The 15,271-nt window shown below is 76.8% G+C and carries 15 protein-coding genes; 4 read left to right on the top strand and 11 right to left on the bottom strand.

Going from position 1 to position 15,271, the window contains the following annotated elements:
• Nucleotides 1-71: 71 nt before the first annotated feature.
• On the bottom strand, nucleotides 72-1,100 hold the full coding sequence (locus HLV61_RS09880; protein ID WP_369254811.1) for an Atu2307/SP_0267 family LLM class monooxygenase: 1,029 nt from the start codon (nucleotides 1,098-1,100) through the stop codon (nucleotides 72-74).
• 135 nt (nucleotides 1,101-1,235) lie between these two features.
• Nucleotides 1,236-1,379, bottom strand: a complete 144-nt coding sequence (locus HLV61_RS09875) for a hypothetical protein (protein WP_369254809.1) — start codon at nucleotides 1,377-1,379, stop codon at nucleotides 1,236-1,238.
• A gap of 212 nt (nucleotides 1,380-1,591) precedes the next feature.
• Here HLV61_RS09875 and HLV61_RS09870 point away from each other — a divergent pair, with 212 nt between their 5' ends.
• From HLV61_RS09870 to HLV61_RS09860, 3 genes are read left to right on the top strand one after another with little or no spacing between them, the layout of a single operon-like run.
• Nucleotides 1,592-3,244 carry a glycoside hydrolase family 13 protein gene (locus tag HLV61_RS09870; RefSeq protein WP_369254807.1) on the top strand — a complete coding sequence of 551 codons (1,653 nt, stop codon included), beginning with the start codon at nucleotides 1,592-1,594 and terminating at the stop codon, nucleotides 3,242-3,244.
• Nucleotides 3,245-3,260: 16 nt separating this feature from the next.
• Nucleotides 3,261-3,644: a YchJ family protein gene (locus HLV61_RS09865; RefSeq protein ID WP_369254805.1), complete on the top strand. Its 384-nt coding sequence runs from the start codon at nucleotides 3,261-3,263 to the stop codon at nucleotides 3,642-3,644.
• Nucleotides 3,641-4,813, top strand: a complete 1,173-nt coding sequence (locus HLV61_RS09860) for a lycopene cyclase family protein (protein WP_369254803.1) — start codon at nucleotides 3,641-3,643, stop codon at nucleotides 4,811-4,813. Before HLV61_RS09865 ends, HLV61_RS09860 begins: the two co-directional genes overlap by 4 nt.
• Before the next feature lie 33 nt (nucleotides 4,814-4,846).
• On the opposite strand, the gene HLV61_RS09855 is transcribed toward HLV61_RS09860, so the two are convergent.
• The 4 genes from HLV61_RS09855 to HLV61_RS09840 all read right to left on the bottom strand — a co-directional run bounded on the left by HLV61_RS09855 (nucleotide 4,847) and on the right by HLV61_RS09840 (nucleotide 8,202).
• Nucleotides 4,847-5,404: a hypothetical protein gene (locus HLV61_RS09855; protein ID WP_369254801.1), complete on the bottom strand. Its 558-nt coding sequence runs from the start codon at nucleotides 5,402-5,404 to the stop codon at nucleotides 4,847-4,849.
• A gap of 112 nt (nucleotides 5,405-5,516) precedes the next feature.
• Nucleotides 5,517-7,067 carry an APC family permease gene (locus HLV61_RS09850; protein ID WP_369254799.1) on the bottom strand — a complete coding sequence of 517 codons (1,551 nt, stop codon included), beginning with the start codon at nucleotides 7,065-7,067 and terminating at the stop codon, nucleotides 5,517-5,519.
• 104 nt (nucleotides 7,068-7,171) lie between these two features.
• Complete coding sequence (locus HLV61_RS09845) at nucleotides 7,172-7,795, bottom strand: SRPBCC family protein (RefSeq protein WP_369254797.1); 624 nt, start codon at nucleotides 7,793-7,795, stop codon at nucleotides 7,172-7,174.
• The gene (locus HLV61_RS09840) at nucleotides 7,792-8,202 is read right to left on the bottom strand and encodes an ArsR/SmtB family transcription factor (RefSeq protein WP_369254795.1); all 411 of its coding nucleotides are present in this window, start codon (nucleotides 8,200-8,202) and stop codon (nucleotides 7,792-7,794) included. The genes HLV61_RS09845 and HLV61_RS09840 overlap by 4 nt, the downstream gene beginning before the upstream one ends.
• A 69-nt stretch (nucleotides 8,203-8,271) precedes the next feature.
• Between HLV61_RS09840 and HLV61_RS09835 the strand changes: the two genes are divergently transcribed.
• Complete coding sequence (locus HLV61_RS09835; RefSeq protein WP_369254793.1) at nucleotides 8,272-10,572, top strand: ATP-binding protein; 2,301 nt, start codon at nucleotides 8,272-8,274, stop codon at nucleotides 10,570-10,572.
• Here HLV61_RS09835 and HLV61_RS09830 read toward each other — a convergent pair.
• The 5 genes from HLV61_RS09830 to HLV61_RS09810 form a co-directional block, all read right to left on the bottom strand.
• Nucleotides 10,547-11,227: a hemerythrin domain-containing protein gene (locus HLV61_RS09830; RefSeq protein WP_369254791.1), complete on the bottom strand. Its 681-nt coding sequence runs from the start codon at nucleotides 11,225-11,227 to the stop codon at nucleotides 10,547-10,549. The genes HLV61_RS09835 and HLV61_RS09830 overlap by 26 nt on opposite strands.
• A gap of 119 nt (nucleotides 11,228-11,346) precedes the next feature.
• Complete coding sequence (locus tag HLV61_RS09825; protein ID WP_369254789.1) at nucleotides 11,347-11,664, bottom strand: hypothetical protein; 318 nt, start codon at nucleotides 11,662-11,664, stop codon at nucleotides 11,347-11,349.
• Nucleotides 11,636-12,154, bottom strand: coding sequence for a universal stress protein (locus HLV61_RS09820; protein ID WP_369254787.1), 519 nt, complete (start codon nucleotides 12,152-12,154; stop codon nucleotides 11,636-11,638). Before HLV61_RS09820 ends, HLV61_RS09825 begins: the two co-directional genes overlap by 29 nt.
• 114 nt (nucleotides 12,155-12,268) lie before the next feature.
• A complete protein-coding gene (locus tag HLV61_RS09815) occupies nucleotides 12,269-13,483 on the bottom strand; it encodes a low temperature requirement protein A (RefSeq protein ID WP_369254785.1) in 1,215 nt (404 codons plus the stop codon).
• 23 nt (nucleotides 13,484-13,506) lie between these two features.
• Nucleotides 13,507-15,270: a potassium channel family protein gene (locus HLV61_RS09810; RefSeq protein WP_369254783.1), complete on the bottom strand. Its 1,764-nt coding sequence runs from the start codon at nucleotides 15,268-15,270 to the stop codon at nucleotides 13,507-13,509.
• Nucleotide 15,271 lies beyond the last annotated feature (1 nt).

Here is a 15,271-nt window from a genome sequence, read left to right as displayed (position 1 = left end):
AGCCTCCCGCCGCGGGCCGCCCCGGCACATCGGGGAAGGCCCGGAACCGCACCCGGACCCGACCCTGGTCCTCAGCCGGCGGCGACCCGGGGGGCGACCTCGGTGCCCAGCAGCTCGATGCCGCGCAGCAGGTCCTCGTGGGCCAGGCGCGGGTTGGTCATCTGGATCGACACCCGGTCCACGCCGCCGAGCTGGGCGGAGATCCGCTGCAGCTTGTCGGCCACGGTGGCGGGGTCGCCCATGAAGAACGCGCCGTCGGGGCCGCTGGTGGCGTCGAACTGGGCGCGGGTGGGCGCCCGGAAGCCGCGTTCCCGGGAGACCGCCGTGAACATCTCGTGCCAGCCCGGGTAGATGGTGTCCGCCGCCGCCTGCGTGCTCTCGGCGACGTAGCCGAACACGTGCAGCCCCACCTGCAGGCGCTCGGGCGCGTGCCCGGCCTGCGCGCCGGCCTGCCGGTAGAGGTCGACCAGCGGGGCGAACTGCCGGGGCTCGCCGCCGATGATCGCGACCATGAGCGGCAGGCCCAGGAGCCCGGCCCGGACGAACGAGGTCGGGGTGCCGCCCACGCCCACCCAGATGGGCAGCGGGTCCTGCAGCGGCCGCGGGTACACGCCCTGGCCGGTGAGCGCCGGGCGGTGCCGGCCCGACCAGGTTACGTGCTCGGACCCGCGGATGCGCAGCAGCAGGTCGAGCTTCTCGTCGAACAGCTCGTCGTAGTCGGCCAGCGACAGGCCGAACAGCGGGAAGGCCTCGGTGAAGGAGCCGCGGCCGACGACGAGGTCGATGCGCCCGCGGCTGATGAGGTCGAGCGTGGCGAACTGCTGGAACACCCGGACCGGGTCGGCCGCCGACAGCACCGCGACGGCGCTGCCGAGCCGGATCCGCTCGGTGCGCGCGGCGGCCGCCGCCAGGATCACCGGGGGCGCGGAGTCGTAGTACTCGGGCCGGTGGTGCTCGCCGATGCCGAAGGAGTACAGGCCGACTCCGTCGGCGAGCTCGATCTCCTCGAGCAGGTGGGCCATCCGCTCCTCGGGGCCGACCCGGCGGCCGGTCCGCGGATCGGTCACCGCCGCCACGAAGCTGTCCACGCCGAGGTGCACGGCGGTCCTCCTCCCGGGGCGGTCGCCCCCGTCGTCGATCGGCTGCGTCGTCAAACGCTCAACGACCAGTGAACAGTCCCGGGGACGACGGCGCCCCTCCGGCCGGGACCGGAGGGGCGCCGTCGGGGCCGCGGACTACGCGGCGCGGTCCCGGTCCCTCGGTGCGGCCCGCAGGCCGGCGAGGTACCAGGCGGTGCAGTCGGGGCAGCTGGCGATCCAGACGTGCCGGGGGTGGCGGTGACAGGCGGTGCGGGCGGCCGAGGCCGGTGGGCTGGTCATGGTGCAGGTGCTCCTCGCCGCCGTCCGACGGCGGCTCGTGACTCGTGTGACGGCTGGTGCAACGCCGGCGGAGGCGTCACCCATCCGGGGTGTGCGTGAGGACACCGTGCGGAGGCCGCACCTGCGCGTTCGGCGGAACGTGACGATCATGACGGCACTCTTTGGCGTGCATGGTCTGCCACCGGACCACGGAGAGTGCCGATCCTGGGCGCATGTCCGCTCAGCTCGTCGTGGCCGGCACCGCCGCCGGTGCGCAGCCGTGGTCCCGGGAGACGCCCGCCCAGGAGCAGTCCCCCGATCAGCCGTGGTGGCGCTCGGCCGTCGTCTACCAGGTCTACCTGCGCTCGTTCGCCGACGGCAACGGTGACGGCATCGGCGACCTCACGGGCCTGCGCGCCCGCCTGCCGTACCTGTCCTGGCTCGGCGTCGACGCGCTGTGGATCAACCCGCACTACCCCTCGGGCGGCGCGGACGGTGGCTACGACGTCATCGACTACCGGGCGGTCGACCCCGAGTACGGCGACGTGTCCGACGTCGAGGCGCTGGTGGCCGACGCCCGGAAGCTGGGGCTGCGCGTCGTGCTCGACGTCGTCCCCAACCACACCTCCGACCGGCACCCGTGGTTCCAGGCGGCGCTGGCCGACCCCGACGCCCCCGAGGCCGCGCGTTACCACTTCGCCCCGCCGTCGGAGCAGCCGCCGAACAACTGGCGCTCGCTGTTCGGCGGGCCGGCCTGGTCGCGCACCCCCGACGGCCGCTGGTACCTGCACCTGTTCGCCCCCGAGCAGCCCGACCTCAACTGGCGCGACCCGGTCGTGGCCGAGGACTTCGAGCGGACCCTGCGCTTCTGGCTCGACCGCGGCGTGAGCGGGTTCCGCGTCGACGTCGCGTACGGCCTGCACAAGGACGCCGGCCTGCGCGACAACCCGGGCGAGTACTCCCCCACCCTGTTCGGCCACGGCCCCGAGCAGGCCATGACCTGGAACCAGCCCGAGGTCCACGACGTGTGGCGGCGCTGGCGCGCGGTCTGCGACGAGTACCCCGGCACCATGCTGGTCGGGGAGGTCTGCCTGGCCGACCTCGACGAGGTCGCCCTCTACTCGCGGCCCGACGAGCTGCACCAGTCACTGTCCTTCCGGCTGCTCAAGTCGACGTGGGACACCCCGGCCTTCGCCGAGGCGATCGGCAGCGCGCTGGAGGCCTTCGGCCGGGTCGGCGCGCCGGTGTCGTGGGTGCTCGGCAACCACGACAAGGACCGCATGGTCACCCGCTTCGGCGGCGGCGAGACCGGCCTGGCCCGCGCCCGCGCGGCGGCGATGCTGCTGCTGGCGCTGCCCGGCTCGGCCTACGTCTACGCCGGCGACGAGCTCGGCCTGCCCCAGGCGCACGTCCCCGACGAGGCCAAGCAGGACCCGATCTTCCACCGCAGCGGCGGCCGGCGCGCCGGCCGAGACGGCTGCCGCGTGCCGATGCCGTGGAACGCCACGGCCGGCGTCGGCTTCTCCCCCGCCCGCTCGGCGCGGCCCTGGCTGCCGGTGCCCGCGGAGTGGAAGCGGCACGCGGTGTCCCGCCAGACCCGCGACTCCGGCTCGGTGCTGCACCTCTACCGGACGGCGCTGGGGATCCGCGCCGAGAACCCGGCGCTGGGCAGCGGCGAGGCCACGGTGAGCACCCGCGGCGACGTCCTCACCGTGCGCTGCACCGGCGGCGGACGGACGGTGCGCTGCGTGGTCAACATGGGCACCGGCACCGCGCTGGTCCGCTCGCGCGGCCGCGTGCTGCTGGAGTCCGGCCCGGGCGTGCACACCTCGGCCCGCTCGGTGGCGCTGCCCCCGGACACCGCCGTCTGGCTCGAGGAGAGCTGAGCGGCACACTCGGGACGTGCCCCCGAGACGCTGCCCCTGCGGCACCGGCCTGACCTACGCCGAGTGCTGCGGGCGGCTGCACGACGGGACGGCGGCCGCCGCCACCGCCGAGCAGCTCATGCGCTCGCGGTACAGCGCCTTCGCCGTCGGCGACGCCGGCTACCTGCGGGAGACCTGGGACCCGGCCACCCGGCCGCGGTCGGTGGGCCTCGACCCGGCGGTGCGCTGGACCGGCCTGGAGGTGGGTGCCACCACCGGCGGCGGGCTGTTCGACACCGAGGGGACGGTGGCCTTCCGCGCGCACTCCCGCGCCGCTGGGCAGGAGCACGTGCAGTCCGAGGGCAGCCGGTTCCGCCGGCTGGACGGCCGCTGGGTGTACGTCGACGGTGAGCCCGGGTGACCCCGTACGACGTCGTCGTCGCGGGTGCGGGACCGGCGGGGCTGTCGGCGGCGGCCGCCTGCGCCGCGGCGGGCCTGCGGACGGCACTGGTGGCGCCGTCGGTGCGTCCCTGGGCGCCGACCTACTGCCTGTGGGCCGACCAGCTCGACGCCGCCGCAGGCCCGCTCGGGCTCGACGCGGACGCCGCCGCGGCGCGGTACGCCCCGACCGTCGTCCGCACGGCCGCCGGGGGCGAGCGGCGCCTGGAGCGCGGCTACGCCCGGCTGCGCAACGACGTCGTGCACGCCGCGCTGCTCGACCGGTTCCGCGCGCACGGCGGCGAGGTGCGGACCGGCCGGGTGACCGGGCTCCTCGGCGACGGCGGCCGGGAGGTCGCCGTCCTCGCCGGTGGCGGCCGGCTGGCCGCGCGGGCGGTGCTCGACGCCCGCGGCGGCGGGCCGGGGACGGCGCAGCAGCGGGCCTGGGGCGAGGTGGTGGCGGGCCCGGTGCCCGACCTGGTGCCGCCCGGCGGTGCGCTGCTCATGGACTGGACGGCGCTGGCCGATCCCGCCGCGGTCCCGGCCTTCCTCTACGGCCTGCCGCTCGACGACGGCACCGTGCTCCTGGAGGCGACCTCCCTGGCCGCCCGCCCGCCGGTGCCCCTGGCCGACCTGCGGGCGCGGCTGACCGCCCTGCTCGACGCGTACGGCCTGCGCCTGGCCGGGGAGCCCGAGCGGGTGGCCATCCCACTGGACGCGCCGCGGCGCGCGACCGGGCCGGGCACCGCCCTCGGGGCGGCGGCCGGGCTGGTGCACCCGGCCACCGGCTACAGCGTCGCGTCGTCGCTGCGGCTGGGGCCGCGGGTGGCGGCGGCGCTGGCGGCCGGCGGGGACCCCCGCGCGGTGCTGCGCGCGGCCCGCCCCCGGACGACGGCGGGGCTGCTCGGCCTCGGCCTCGAGGTGCTGCTCCCGCTCGACACGGCGGGCACCGACGCCTTCTTCGCCGCCTTCTTCACGCTGCCCGAGCGGGCGTGGGCCGGCTACCTCGACGTCGGCTCGCCGCCGTCCGCCGTCGCCGCGGCCATGGCGCGGGTGTTCACCGCGCTGCCCGGGGCGCAGCGCGCCCGGCTGCTGCGCACCGTCGCACGCGGGGCCGCGCGACGGGCCGGGCGCGGTGGGCGGCCGGCCTAGGCCCCGCCCACCGCGCCGGGGAGGGCGACCGGGTCAGGCGACGTTGCCCAGGTCGCGCAGGCCCGCCGTCACGCTGAGGGCGAGCCGGCGCGTCACCCGCAGGGCCTGGTCGGCCAGCCCGTAGGCGGCTTCGATGAGGTCCTCGGGCCGCACCAGCGCGGCCGGCACCACCGACCGCACGATCGCGGTCGCCCCGCGGACGACGGCGGCCGCGGCGTCCTCGCCGTTGCGTCCCGCCTCGGCGAGCTGCCGCCGGGCCTCCTCCTGCTCCTGTCCGCGCAGCTCGGCGAGCAGGTCGGCGCGGGTCGCGGCCACCAGCCGGTCGGTGCGCTCGCCCTCGGCGGCCGGGGAGTCGCCCGCCTGTGCCACCACGCGCCCGGCGACGATGCGCCGCGCCTGCGACGTGACGTCGTCCTGGGTGCGCACCAGGTCGCGCAGCTCGGTGTCGGGGTCCCCGGTCGGGCCGGTGTGGGTGTCGGCGTCGGTGTCGGTGTCGCTGTGGGGGCCGGTGGCACGGTCGGCGGCCGGCGCCGTCGCGCTGTCCGGGGTGGGCTGCTCGTCGGCTCGCCGGGACGTCGTGGGGGCGGTCATCTGAGGTCCTCCGTCGTTCGGTCCTGCGGGACACCGCCCACCCTCCGCACGCGAGGTGGACCGCAGCCGGGGACCGGGTGTCGGACCGGAGAGGGCTGCCCGAACAGCCGCCTCAGGCAGGGGTCGGCGGCGGCGTCGATCCCGGGTCGACGGCCAGGGCGTGCTCGGGCAGCACGCCGGTCCGCGACCGCTGGCGCAGCAGGTACCAGGCCAGCCCGACGGCGACGATCCCGCCGATGAGCACGAACGCCGCCCACTGCAGGTACCAGTGCTGCTCCCCGGTCGCGTTGTAGACCTCCCGCCGCGGCCAGGCGAGGTTCAGGGCCATGCCGGCACCCCAGAGCACCGCGAGGGCGTTGACCGGCAGGCCCCAGCGGCCCAGGGAGAACCGCCCCTGCTCGGCGGGCAGCGGCCAGCGGCCGCGCAGCCGGGCGATGAGCATCGGCACGGTGACCAGCAGGTAGGCCAGGTAGATCATCACCACGGCGATGCTGGTCAGGGCGGTGAAGATCTGCGGCTGGCGGATGTTGAGGACCAGGACCCCGAGGGCCAGCACCCCGATGACCACGGCCGGCACGACCGGCGTGCGCCGCTTGGGGTCCACGCGGGCCAGCCGGGCGCTGAAGGGCAGCCCGTTGTCGCGGGCCATCGCGAACGCCATCCGGATGGTGGCGGTGTGCACGGCCAGGCAGCACACGGTGATCGCGACGACGATGCAGAGCAGGAACGCCTTGCCCAGGCCCGTGCCGGCCACCTGCAGCAGGACGTACTGCAGGCCGCCGGAGCTCGACGCCAGCTGCGGGTCGGTGAGGTCGGGCGCGGCCATCAGGCCGAAGAGCAGGATCAGCCCGCCGAGGACGAACGACGCGGTGATCGCCCGGATGATCGCGCGGGGCGCGGTACGGCGGGGGTCCTTCGTCTCCTCCCCGAGCGAGCTGGCGGTGTCGAAGCCGTACATGACGTAGCCGGAGGCGAGCGCGGCGACGAGGAAGGCGCCGAGGTAGCCCAGGCCCTGCCCCTCGCCCGTGCCGGCGGTGTCGGTGAGGACCTCCTGCGGTCCGCGGGTGGCGCTGATCCCGAGGATCACGACGATCAGGACCGCGGCGACGAGCTCGATGAACACCCCGGTGCTGTTGATCCGGGACATCAGCCGCACGCCGAAGGCGTTCACCAGGGTGGTGAACAGGATCAGCACGCCGCCCAGGACGACGGCGTTGACGGGGACGTCGTAGGTGCCGGTGCCGTCGCCGACGACCTGGAAGCCCGACCACAGCTGGGGCAGCGTGATCTGGTAGGCCAGCACGGTGGCCGCCAGCGTCACGATCGAGGCGGTGAGCATCACCCAGCCGGCCAGCCACGACGTCGTCGCGCTGCCCAGCCGCTTGGTCCAGTTGTAGAGCGACCCGGCCACCGGGTAGCGGGCGGCCAGCTCGGCGAAGCACAGCGCGACCATGAGCTGCCCGGCGAACACCATCGGCCAGGACCACACGTAGGCCGGGCCGCCGGCGCCGAAGCCGAAGTAGAAGAGCTGGAACGTGCCGGTGAGGATCGAGATGTAGCTGATCCCGGCCGCGAAGCTGGCGAAGCGCCCGATGCTCCGGTCGAGCTTCTGGGTGTAGCCGAACTCCGCGAGCTGCGGGTCGCCGTCGTCCTGGGGGCGCACGGTTGGCCTTCCGTCGGGGAGTGGATCGCGCGATCACTCTGGCCGACGGCGCGGTCCCCGGCGAGCCGACGCCGGGGACCGCGCGGCGGTCCCCGCCCGCGGTGTCAGCCCGCGGTGGGCTCCGGGGTGAACTGGGCGCGGGCCGCCACCTCCCCGCCGGCGACCTCCTCGGGGGTCGCGGTGCCCGAGGCCGTCACGGTGGCCACCCAGGCGTCGATCGAGGCCGCGCCGGCGCGGCGCACCTCCTCGCCGCCCTCCCAGGCGACCGGGTCGCCGACGTCCTCCCCGCGCAGGTGCAGCCCCAGGCCCAGCAGGGCGACGTCCCACCCGGGGCCGACGAACAGCGCACCGGCGCCGCTGCCGGCGAAGGCGACGGGGACGGTGTGCTCGAGCTCCAGGAGCGTGGCCCCGCCGGCCGCGGTGAGCCGGACGGTGACGACGCTGACCGGCGCGCCCCAGGTGAGGACCAGCGTCGAGGGCGGGGAGCACGCGCGGATCTCGCCGTCGGCGTTGCCCTCGACGGCGAAGGTGCCGCCCGCGCGCAGGTCGCCGGTGACCGGCGCGAACCAGCGGGCCAGGCGGGCGGGGTCGGTGACGGCCGTCCACACGTCGTCGACGGCGGCCGGGTACTCGCGCCGCACGGTGACGGCGACCAGTTCGTCCTCGCCCCCGCCGCGGCGGGCGACCTCGCGTGCGGTCTCGGCGATCTCGGTCAGCAGGTCCCTCACGGTCGCTCCTCCTCGGGTGGGTCCACCGGGCCGGTGCCCGGCGGGCGTTCCTCGCGCAGGCGGCGCTCCCGCTGCCCGCGGGCGAGCTCGGTGGCCAGTGCGTCGAGGTGCTGGTCCCACGTGCCGCGGAACCGCTCGAGCCACCGGTCGACGTCCTGCAGCGGCGCGGGCTCCACGGCGTACAGCCGCCGCGCGCCCTCGGCACGGACCCGGGCGAAGCCGTTCTCCCGGAGCACCCGCAGGTGCTGCGAGACGGCCGGCTGGGAGATGCCGAACTCCGCCCGGACGACGGCGGTGACCTCACCGGCCGACCGCTCGCCGTCGGCGAGGAGCTCGAGGACCCGCCGCCGGACCGGGTCGCCCAGGACGTCGAACGCGTGCACGGGCGGCAGCTTGTCAGCTATCACTTATATCCGTCAACGCTTATGCGGTCGCTGGGCGGCGCGGTGCGTCCTCCGCCGCTACCCTCCCGGCCGGTGAGCGCCCCGACGTCCGGCCCCGGCCCGCTGGCCGGGCTGCTGCGCAGCGCGCGGCTGCGGGCCGCGCTCAGCCAGGAGGAACTGGCCGCCCGCTCGGGGCTCACCGCGAAGGCGGTCGGTGCGCTGGAGCGCGGCGAGCGGCGCCGGCCGCACCCGCACACGCTGCGTGCCCTCGGCGACGCCCTCGGCCTGGACGAGGGTGCCCGCGCCGCGCTCGCCGCGGCCGCGCGCCCGGCAGCCGGCGGGGACCGGGTCCCGGTCCTGCCCGCGCCGGCCGCGCCGGTGTTCGGCCGGGACGACGACGTCGCCGAGGTGGCCGGCCTGCTGCGCTCCGGAGCGGCCCGGCTGGTCACCCTCACCGGCCCCGGCGGGGTCGGCAAGACGACGCTGGCCCTGGCGGTGGCGCGCACGGTCTCGGCGGACTTCCCCGACGGCGTCACGGTGGCCGAGCTGGCGCCGCTGCGCGAGGCGCGGCTGGTGCTGCCCACGCTGGCCCGCGCCCTCGGCGGCCGGCAGCTGTCCGGCCCGGTCGCCGACGCGGTGGCCGCCCGCCTCGGCGACCGCCGCCACCTCGTCGTCCTGGACAACGTCGAGCACGTGCTCGACGCCGCGCCGGAGGTCGCCGACCTGCTCGCGCGCTGCCCCGGCCTGGCCGTGCTGGCCACCAGCCGGGCGCCGCTGCGGGTGCGGGCCGAGCGCGAGCGGCCGCTGGGCCCCCTCCCGCTGCCGGCCGGCAGCGACGCCGGCGCCGTGGCCGCCTCCCCCGCCGCGCAGGTGTTCCTCGACCGCGCCGCGGCCGCCGGGCGCCCCGGCGCCCTCACCGACGCCACCGCCGCCGACGTCGCGGCCATCTGCCGGCGGCTCGACGGCCTGCCACTGGCCCTGGAGCTGGCCGCGGCGCACGCCCGCTACCTGCCGCCGGCCGCCCTGCTCGGCCGGCTGGACGAGGCGCTGGGCTCGGGCCGGTCCCGGGACCTGCCCGAGCGGCAGCGCACGATGCGGGCCGCCCTCGACTGGAGCCACGACCTGCTGACCGGCGCCGAGCAGGAGCTCCTGCGCCGGCTGGCGGTGTTCGCGGGCGGCTTCACCCTCGACGCCGCGCAGGCGGTCGCCGGCGGCGGTGACGTGCTGGGCACGCTCGGCGGCCTGGCCGAGCAGTCCCTGGTCGTCGCCGAGGAGGGCCCCGAGGCGCGGTACCGCCTGCTGGAGCCGGTGCGTCAGTACGCCGCCGCGCGGCTGGAGGAGGCCGGCGAGACGGCACTGGCCGCCGACCGGGCGACGGCCGCCGCCCTCGACCTCGCCGCCGGCGCGGAGACCGGGCTGGCCGGCGCCGTGCAGGGCGCCTGGCTGGACCGCCTGGAGCGGGACCACGGCAACCTCAGCGCGGCCCTCGGACGGCTCGTGGACGCCGGCCGCGCGGCCGACGCCGCCCGGGTCATGGGCGCGACCTGGCTGTACTGGGCGGTGCGCGGCAACGTCGCCGAGGGGCTGGGGTGGGGAGCGCGGATCGACCGGACCGGCCTGGCTCCGGCCGACGACGCCCGGGCACTGCTGGCGCTCGCCGCCCTGCGCTATGCGGCCGGCGACGTCCCCGGGACCGCGGAGGCGGCGGCCGGTGCGGCGTCGGCCGCCGTACGGGCCGGGGCCGGGGACCTGGAGGCGCTCGCGCGGGTGCTCACCGGCTCGGCGGCGGTCTTCCTCGGCGACCTGGACGCGGCCGGCCGGGACCTGGCCGAGGCGCTGCGGCTGGCGGAGCGGACCGGGCAGGCCTGGGCGCGGACGCACGCCGTCACCGCCCGCGGCCAGCTGCTGCTGCAGTCGGGCGACCTCGCCGGCGGGACGGCGGTCCTGGCCGACGCCGAGCGGCTGGCCCGGGAGCTGGGCAGCCCGTTCAGCCTGGCCACGGTGCTCAACGTGCAGGCCTCCCTCGCGCTGGTCGCCGGGGACGAGGCCGGCGCCCTCGCGCAGCTCGCCGAGGCCGCCGACCTGGCCGCGGAGGTCCGCACCTCCTGGACGCTGGCCTACACGCTGCCCGGGCTGGCCGTCGTCGCCGCGCACCGCGGGCTGCCGGAGCTCGCGGCACGGCTGTTCGCGGCGGGCTCGGCGACCGCGGAGGCCGCGGCGGTGGCGGTGTCCTTCCCGCCCGACGTCGCCCTCGCCCGGCAGGTGCTGCCGGCGGTGCGGGCGGAACTCGGCGAGGAGGCGTTCGCCCGGGCCTGGGACGCCGGCCGGCTGGTGCGGCCGGACGACGTCCCGACCCTCGCCGCAGAGGTCAGGCGGTCCCGCGGACCTCGCTGACGTAGCGGCGGTACTGCCGGGCGAAGACGGTCCGCAGCAGCAGCCGGACGGGGAACGGCACGACGTGCAGCATCATCGTGCGCTCCTCGGGGCTGCACTCCTCCAGCAGCGAGCCGAACAGGAGCGGCAGGTCCCGCATCGACATCTGGCCCTTGCCGTGCTGGCCGAGCCGGTCCCACTCCTCCTGCGTGACGTACCGCTCGGCCAGCGGCAGGATCTCCCGCTCCTCCTCGGCCAGGTGCTCGACGAGCACCGCGCGCAGCGCCTCGAGGGTGGCGGCGACCTCCTCGCCCACGGCCGGCCGCGCCTCCACCTCCCACCGGTCCAGCGCCGGGCCCAGCAGCCCGGTGAGGTGCTCGACCTGCTCGTGCTGGGTCTCCATGCGGTGCACGAGCGCGGCGTCGGGCGGGCAGCGCTCGAGGAGCACGGGCCAGAGGAGGTCGTCCTCGGCGGTGTGGTGCAGGTGCAGGCCCTGCAGCAGCATCCGGGCGTGCCGGACCAGGACGGCGGCGCGGCCGGTGTCGCCGGGCGCGACGGCCCGGACCAGCCCGGGCAGCAGCCCCAGCTCGCGGCGGAACGCGCGGTGGACGACGACCATGTCGCGGACGTCGGTGCGGGTGCCGGTGGCAGTGCTGCGGTCGGTGGTGTTCGTCATGGTGACGAGCCTGTCGGCGCCGCCGCGGACGTCCCACCCACAGGACCCCCACGTTCCCCCCACGGCCCGGACCGGTGCACCCGGCCCCCCGGTCCCGCGGCCGGGACCGCCGGGGTCAGTCAGTGCTCGGAGGCGTGCCGGTGGAACCGCCGCCACGGATGGCGCCGGGCCGTCGGGGGCTCGGGGTGCTGCTCGCCGTCCGGAGCCGGCTCGTCGGCCATCCGCGACGCGGTGGCGCCCGCGGCGCGGGGGGCCGGCGGCCGCGTGCGGTCGGCGAGGCGTTCCCGGCTGAGCTGGTGCTGCAGGCCGAGCGGGTCGCAGCGCGAGCCGCGGGCGGCGACGTCGTGCTGCGCCTCCCACTGGGCGATCAGCTTCTCCTCCGGCGACATCTCCCAGCGCTGCCGGTCGTCACCGGGCGTCGGTGTGGACGGACTCATGGCGCTCCTCCCTCGTCCCGCCCGGTCCCGGACCGGGCGTCGTCCCGCTCGGGCGCACGACGGTGACCGGGCAGTCCGCCGCCCGCAGCACCGACGCGGCCACCGATCCCAGGAGCCGCCCTCGGGCTCCGCCGCGCCCGCGCACGCCGACGACGAGCAGGTCGGCGCCCTCGGCCGCGGCGAGCAGGGCGTCGACGGGGGCGCGGTGCACCGCGGAGCAGGTCACCGGGACGTCCGCGGGCAGCCCGGCGGCGGCGACCTCGTCGTCGATCGCCTGCCGCACCGCCGCCTCGTACTCGGCCAGCGGCGGCACGTACGCCGGCTCCCAGCTGGCCGGCCGCGGCGCGGTGGTCAGGCTCCAGGCGCGGACCGCTCGCAGCGGCATCCCCGCGCGGCCGGCCAGCCGTCCGGCCCAGGCCAGCGCGGTGCGCGCGCACGCCGACCCGTCGACCCCGACGACGATGCCGCCGCCTCCCGGGACCGCCTCCACCGCAGCGCACCTCCCGGCCGGTCCTCGACGACCCGCCGGGTCCAGTGCACGCCGCGGAGACGACCGGCGGGAGGGTCGGAGGTCCCTGGGGACCGCCGGGTCGGACCTCCCCGCTCAGACCTCCTCGGTCTCCAGGTCGCCGGTCGACCGCTGCACCGCACCGGTGACCACCACGACGGCGACCAGCGCGGCGAGGGCACCGATGACGACCACGGCCGGCAGCTCCAGCAGCACGTCGAGCGCCGCCACCGCCGCCGCCAGCAGCGGCCACCACAGCCCGCGCCGGCCGTTCGCCGTCATGGCCGACGCGGTGATGCTCGCCGAGGTGAGGTAGACCGCGACCCCGCCGGCCACCAGGAGCCGGGTCCCCACCGGCACCTCCCCGGCCGCGGCCTCCACCACGGCGAGCTCCAGGCCGGCGCCCACGGTGGCCAGCGCCAGCGTCAGCGGGAGGTGGCCGAAGACGTAGACGTCGTGGGAGGGGGCGCCGTTGGACTCCCCCGCCTCGCCGAGCAGCTTCTTGGCCCGCGCGCCGGCGAGGTCGAAGTAGCTCCACCACAGGGCCGCGGCGAGCACGAAGCCCAGCGCCGCCACCGGCAGCGCCGACCCGGTCCACTTCGCGTCGTAGAGCCCGTGCGCGACGGCGGCCACCGGCTCGCCGAGCACGAGGATGACGAAGAGCGCGAACCGCTCGGGCAGGTGCTCGACGTGCAGCGGGACGTCGCTCCGCGACCGGGTCGCCAGCAGCGGCACGAGCGCCTCGATCAGGACCGCGCCGGCCCACAGCGCGTAGGCCGCCGGCCGCGGCACCGCCAGCGACAGCGCCCACAGCGTCGCACCGGCGCCGGCGCCGAGCAGGTACAGCCGGGTGATCGGCCGCGCCTCGGCCACGTGCTTGTGCGCCCGGCGGTACTGCAGGAGCAGCGTGACGCGCAGCGCGACCTGGCAGAGCACGAAGACGACGTAGCGCTCCCCCGTCGCCTCCGACGCCGAGGCCGCCAGCCCGACGACGGCCGCCATGCTGGCGAGCTTGTACAGCCGGTAGACGACGTCGTCGTGGTCGAACCGGTTGGCGTAGAGCGTCGAGCTGACCCACGACCACCACACGGTCGCGAAGAGCCCGGCGAAGACGAGGAACCCGTGCAGGGTCACGTCCTCGCGCAGGGCGATCGCCAGCTCGGCCACGACGAGGACGAACGCCAGGTCGAAGAAGAGCTCCAGGCGCGAGGCCGAGCGGTGGTCGTCGGTGCGCAGCTGCGGGGGCCGGACGGCGTCCCCCCGGCCGGTGAGGCCGTCGAACAGCCGCCGGCCCAGCCCCTGTTCGGCCACGGATCTCCCCCCGTCGGCGGCGGTCAGGAGGCGGGGGTCGCCTCCGGCACCGGTGCCGACCGGGTCAGCTTCCGCCAGATCCAGCTCTGCGGCACCCGCTGGCCGGTGACGAGGTAGTCGGCGACGCCCTCGATGAACATCGTCGCCTCGACCTCCCGGTGCACGGCGGCCCGGCCGGCGAAGAGCAGCTCGTCGTCCGGCTGGAGCACCAGGTCCCCCTCGGGGGCGAGCAGCGCCTCCCCGTCGCGCAGCGCCAGCAGCGGGACGGCCAGCAGGGTCTGGTCCCGGTCGGCGGGATCGCGCAGCAGGTCGCTGAGCCGGAACCGCCCGGCGGCCAGCCGCGGGTACAGCGCCGGCGCGTCCTCCGCGGTCAGCCGCACCTTCCACAGCGCCTCGAGGTGGCTGCCGCACGCGTCCAGCAGCCGCTCGACCACGCCGGCCGACCACTCGTCGTCCTTCCGCGGCAGCTCGCGCAGGAAGCGCCAGAGCAGCGGCGTGCTCAGCCGCGCGTAGGCGTCGTGGGCGACCACCTCGGTGGGCACGAGCAGCGCGTCGACCTCCATCGCGGCGAACAGGGCGGCGTCGGCGGGCTGGTTCTGGCGGGCGGCGACGAACAGGCCGGGGTTGATCCGCCGCGCCTCGGCCACCAGCGAGAGGTTGGTGGTGTCGTTGTCGGTGCCCGCGACCAGGCCGACCGCGGACGCCAGGTCGGCCCGCCGGATGACGTCCGGGTCGGCGGCGTCCCCGACGACGGTCGGCTCCTCCTCCGGCGAGGGGTCGACGGTGGTGACCTCGAGGCCCTCGGCGCGCAGGTCGGCCGCGAAGTGCCGGCCGAACCGGCCGTAACCGCACACCACCCACCGGCCCGGCGCGGGCGCACTGCCCCGCGGCGGGACCTCGGCGCCCGGGCCGCTCTCCAGCCACGTCATGAGCTGGTAGGACGCCGGTGTCCGCAGCGCCAGCCGCAGGTGGTCGCCGAACCGGTCGAAGGGGTTGATGACCGTCGGCGAGCCGAAGCCGCACATCCGCTGGGCCACCGTCGCCGACGTCGTGCGCGACACCACCGGGAGCTCGGGACGCAGCAGCGCGGCGGCCATGGTGACCGCGAGGTTCGCCTCGTCGTCGCCGGTCACGGCCAGCACGCCCTCGCAGTACGGGTGCCCGAGCCCGGCGACACCCAGCACGTGCGGGTCGCGGGCGTCGCCGACCACCCCGGGGACGTCGGCCCGGTGGCTGGCGATCTCGAGGGCGTCGATGCGGTTCTCCGAGATGTCGACGACGGTGAACCGGCGGCCGAGGGCGTCGAGGGAGGCCCCGAGGGTCTCGCCGGCCTGGCCGTACCCGGAGATCAGCAGGAACGGCTCGCGCAGCCGGGTGACCTTGCGGGACACGTGGCGCAGCGCCAGCGCCTGCCGGAACGCGCGGTCCTGCAGCAGTGCCAGGAGCGAGCCGATCGCGTAGGCCCAGCCGACGACGGTCAGGTAGATCGTCCCGGTCACCCACATCCGCTGCCCGTAGCTGAACGCGTACGGGATCTCGCCGAAACCGATCGTCGTGGCCGTGTAGCTCATGACGTAGAACGCGTCGAAGAGGCTCAGCCGCACCGGCTGCCCGTCGGCGTCGAGGCCCGGGATCAGCGACAGGCCCAGCACGCTGACGAAGAAGATGACGATCAGCGTGATCAGCGGCGCGCGCATCCGGCGGAGGACGACGAACACCGTCGCCGACCCCTCCGCGCGCGGCACGACCGGCGCCCGCCGGCGCACGCGGCGGCCGCGGGTGGTCACC

It is taken from the genome of Geodermatophilus amargosae, from assembly GCF_041028265.1.
GTDB lineage: Bacteria > Actinomycetota > Actinomycetes > Mycobacteriales > Geodermatophilaceae > Geodermatophilus > Geodermatophilus amargosae_A.
The sequence above is the reverse complement of the archived record's forward strand: the minus strand, read 5'-3'. Positions and strand labels throughout refer to the sequence as shown.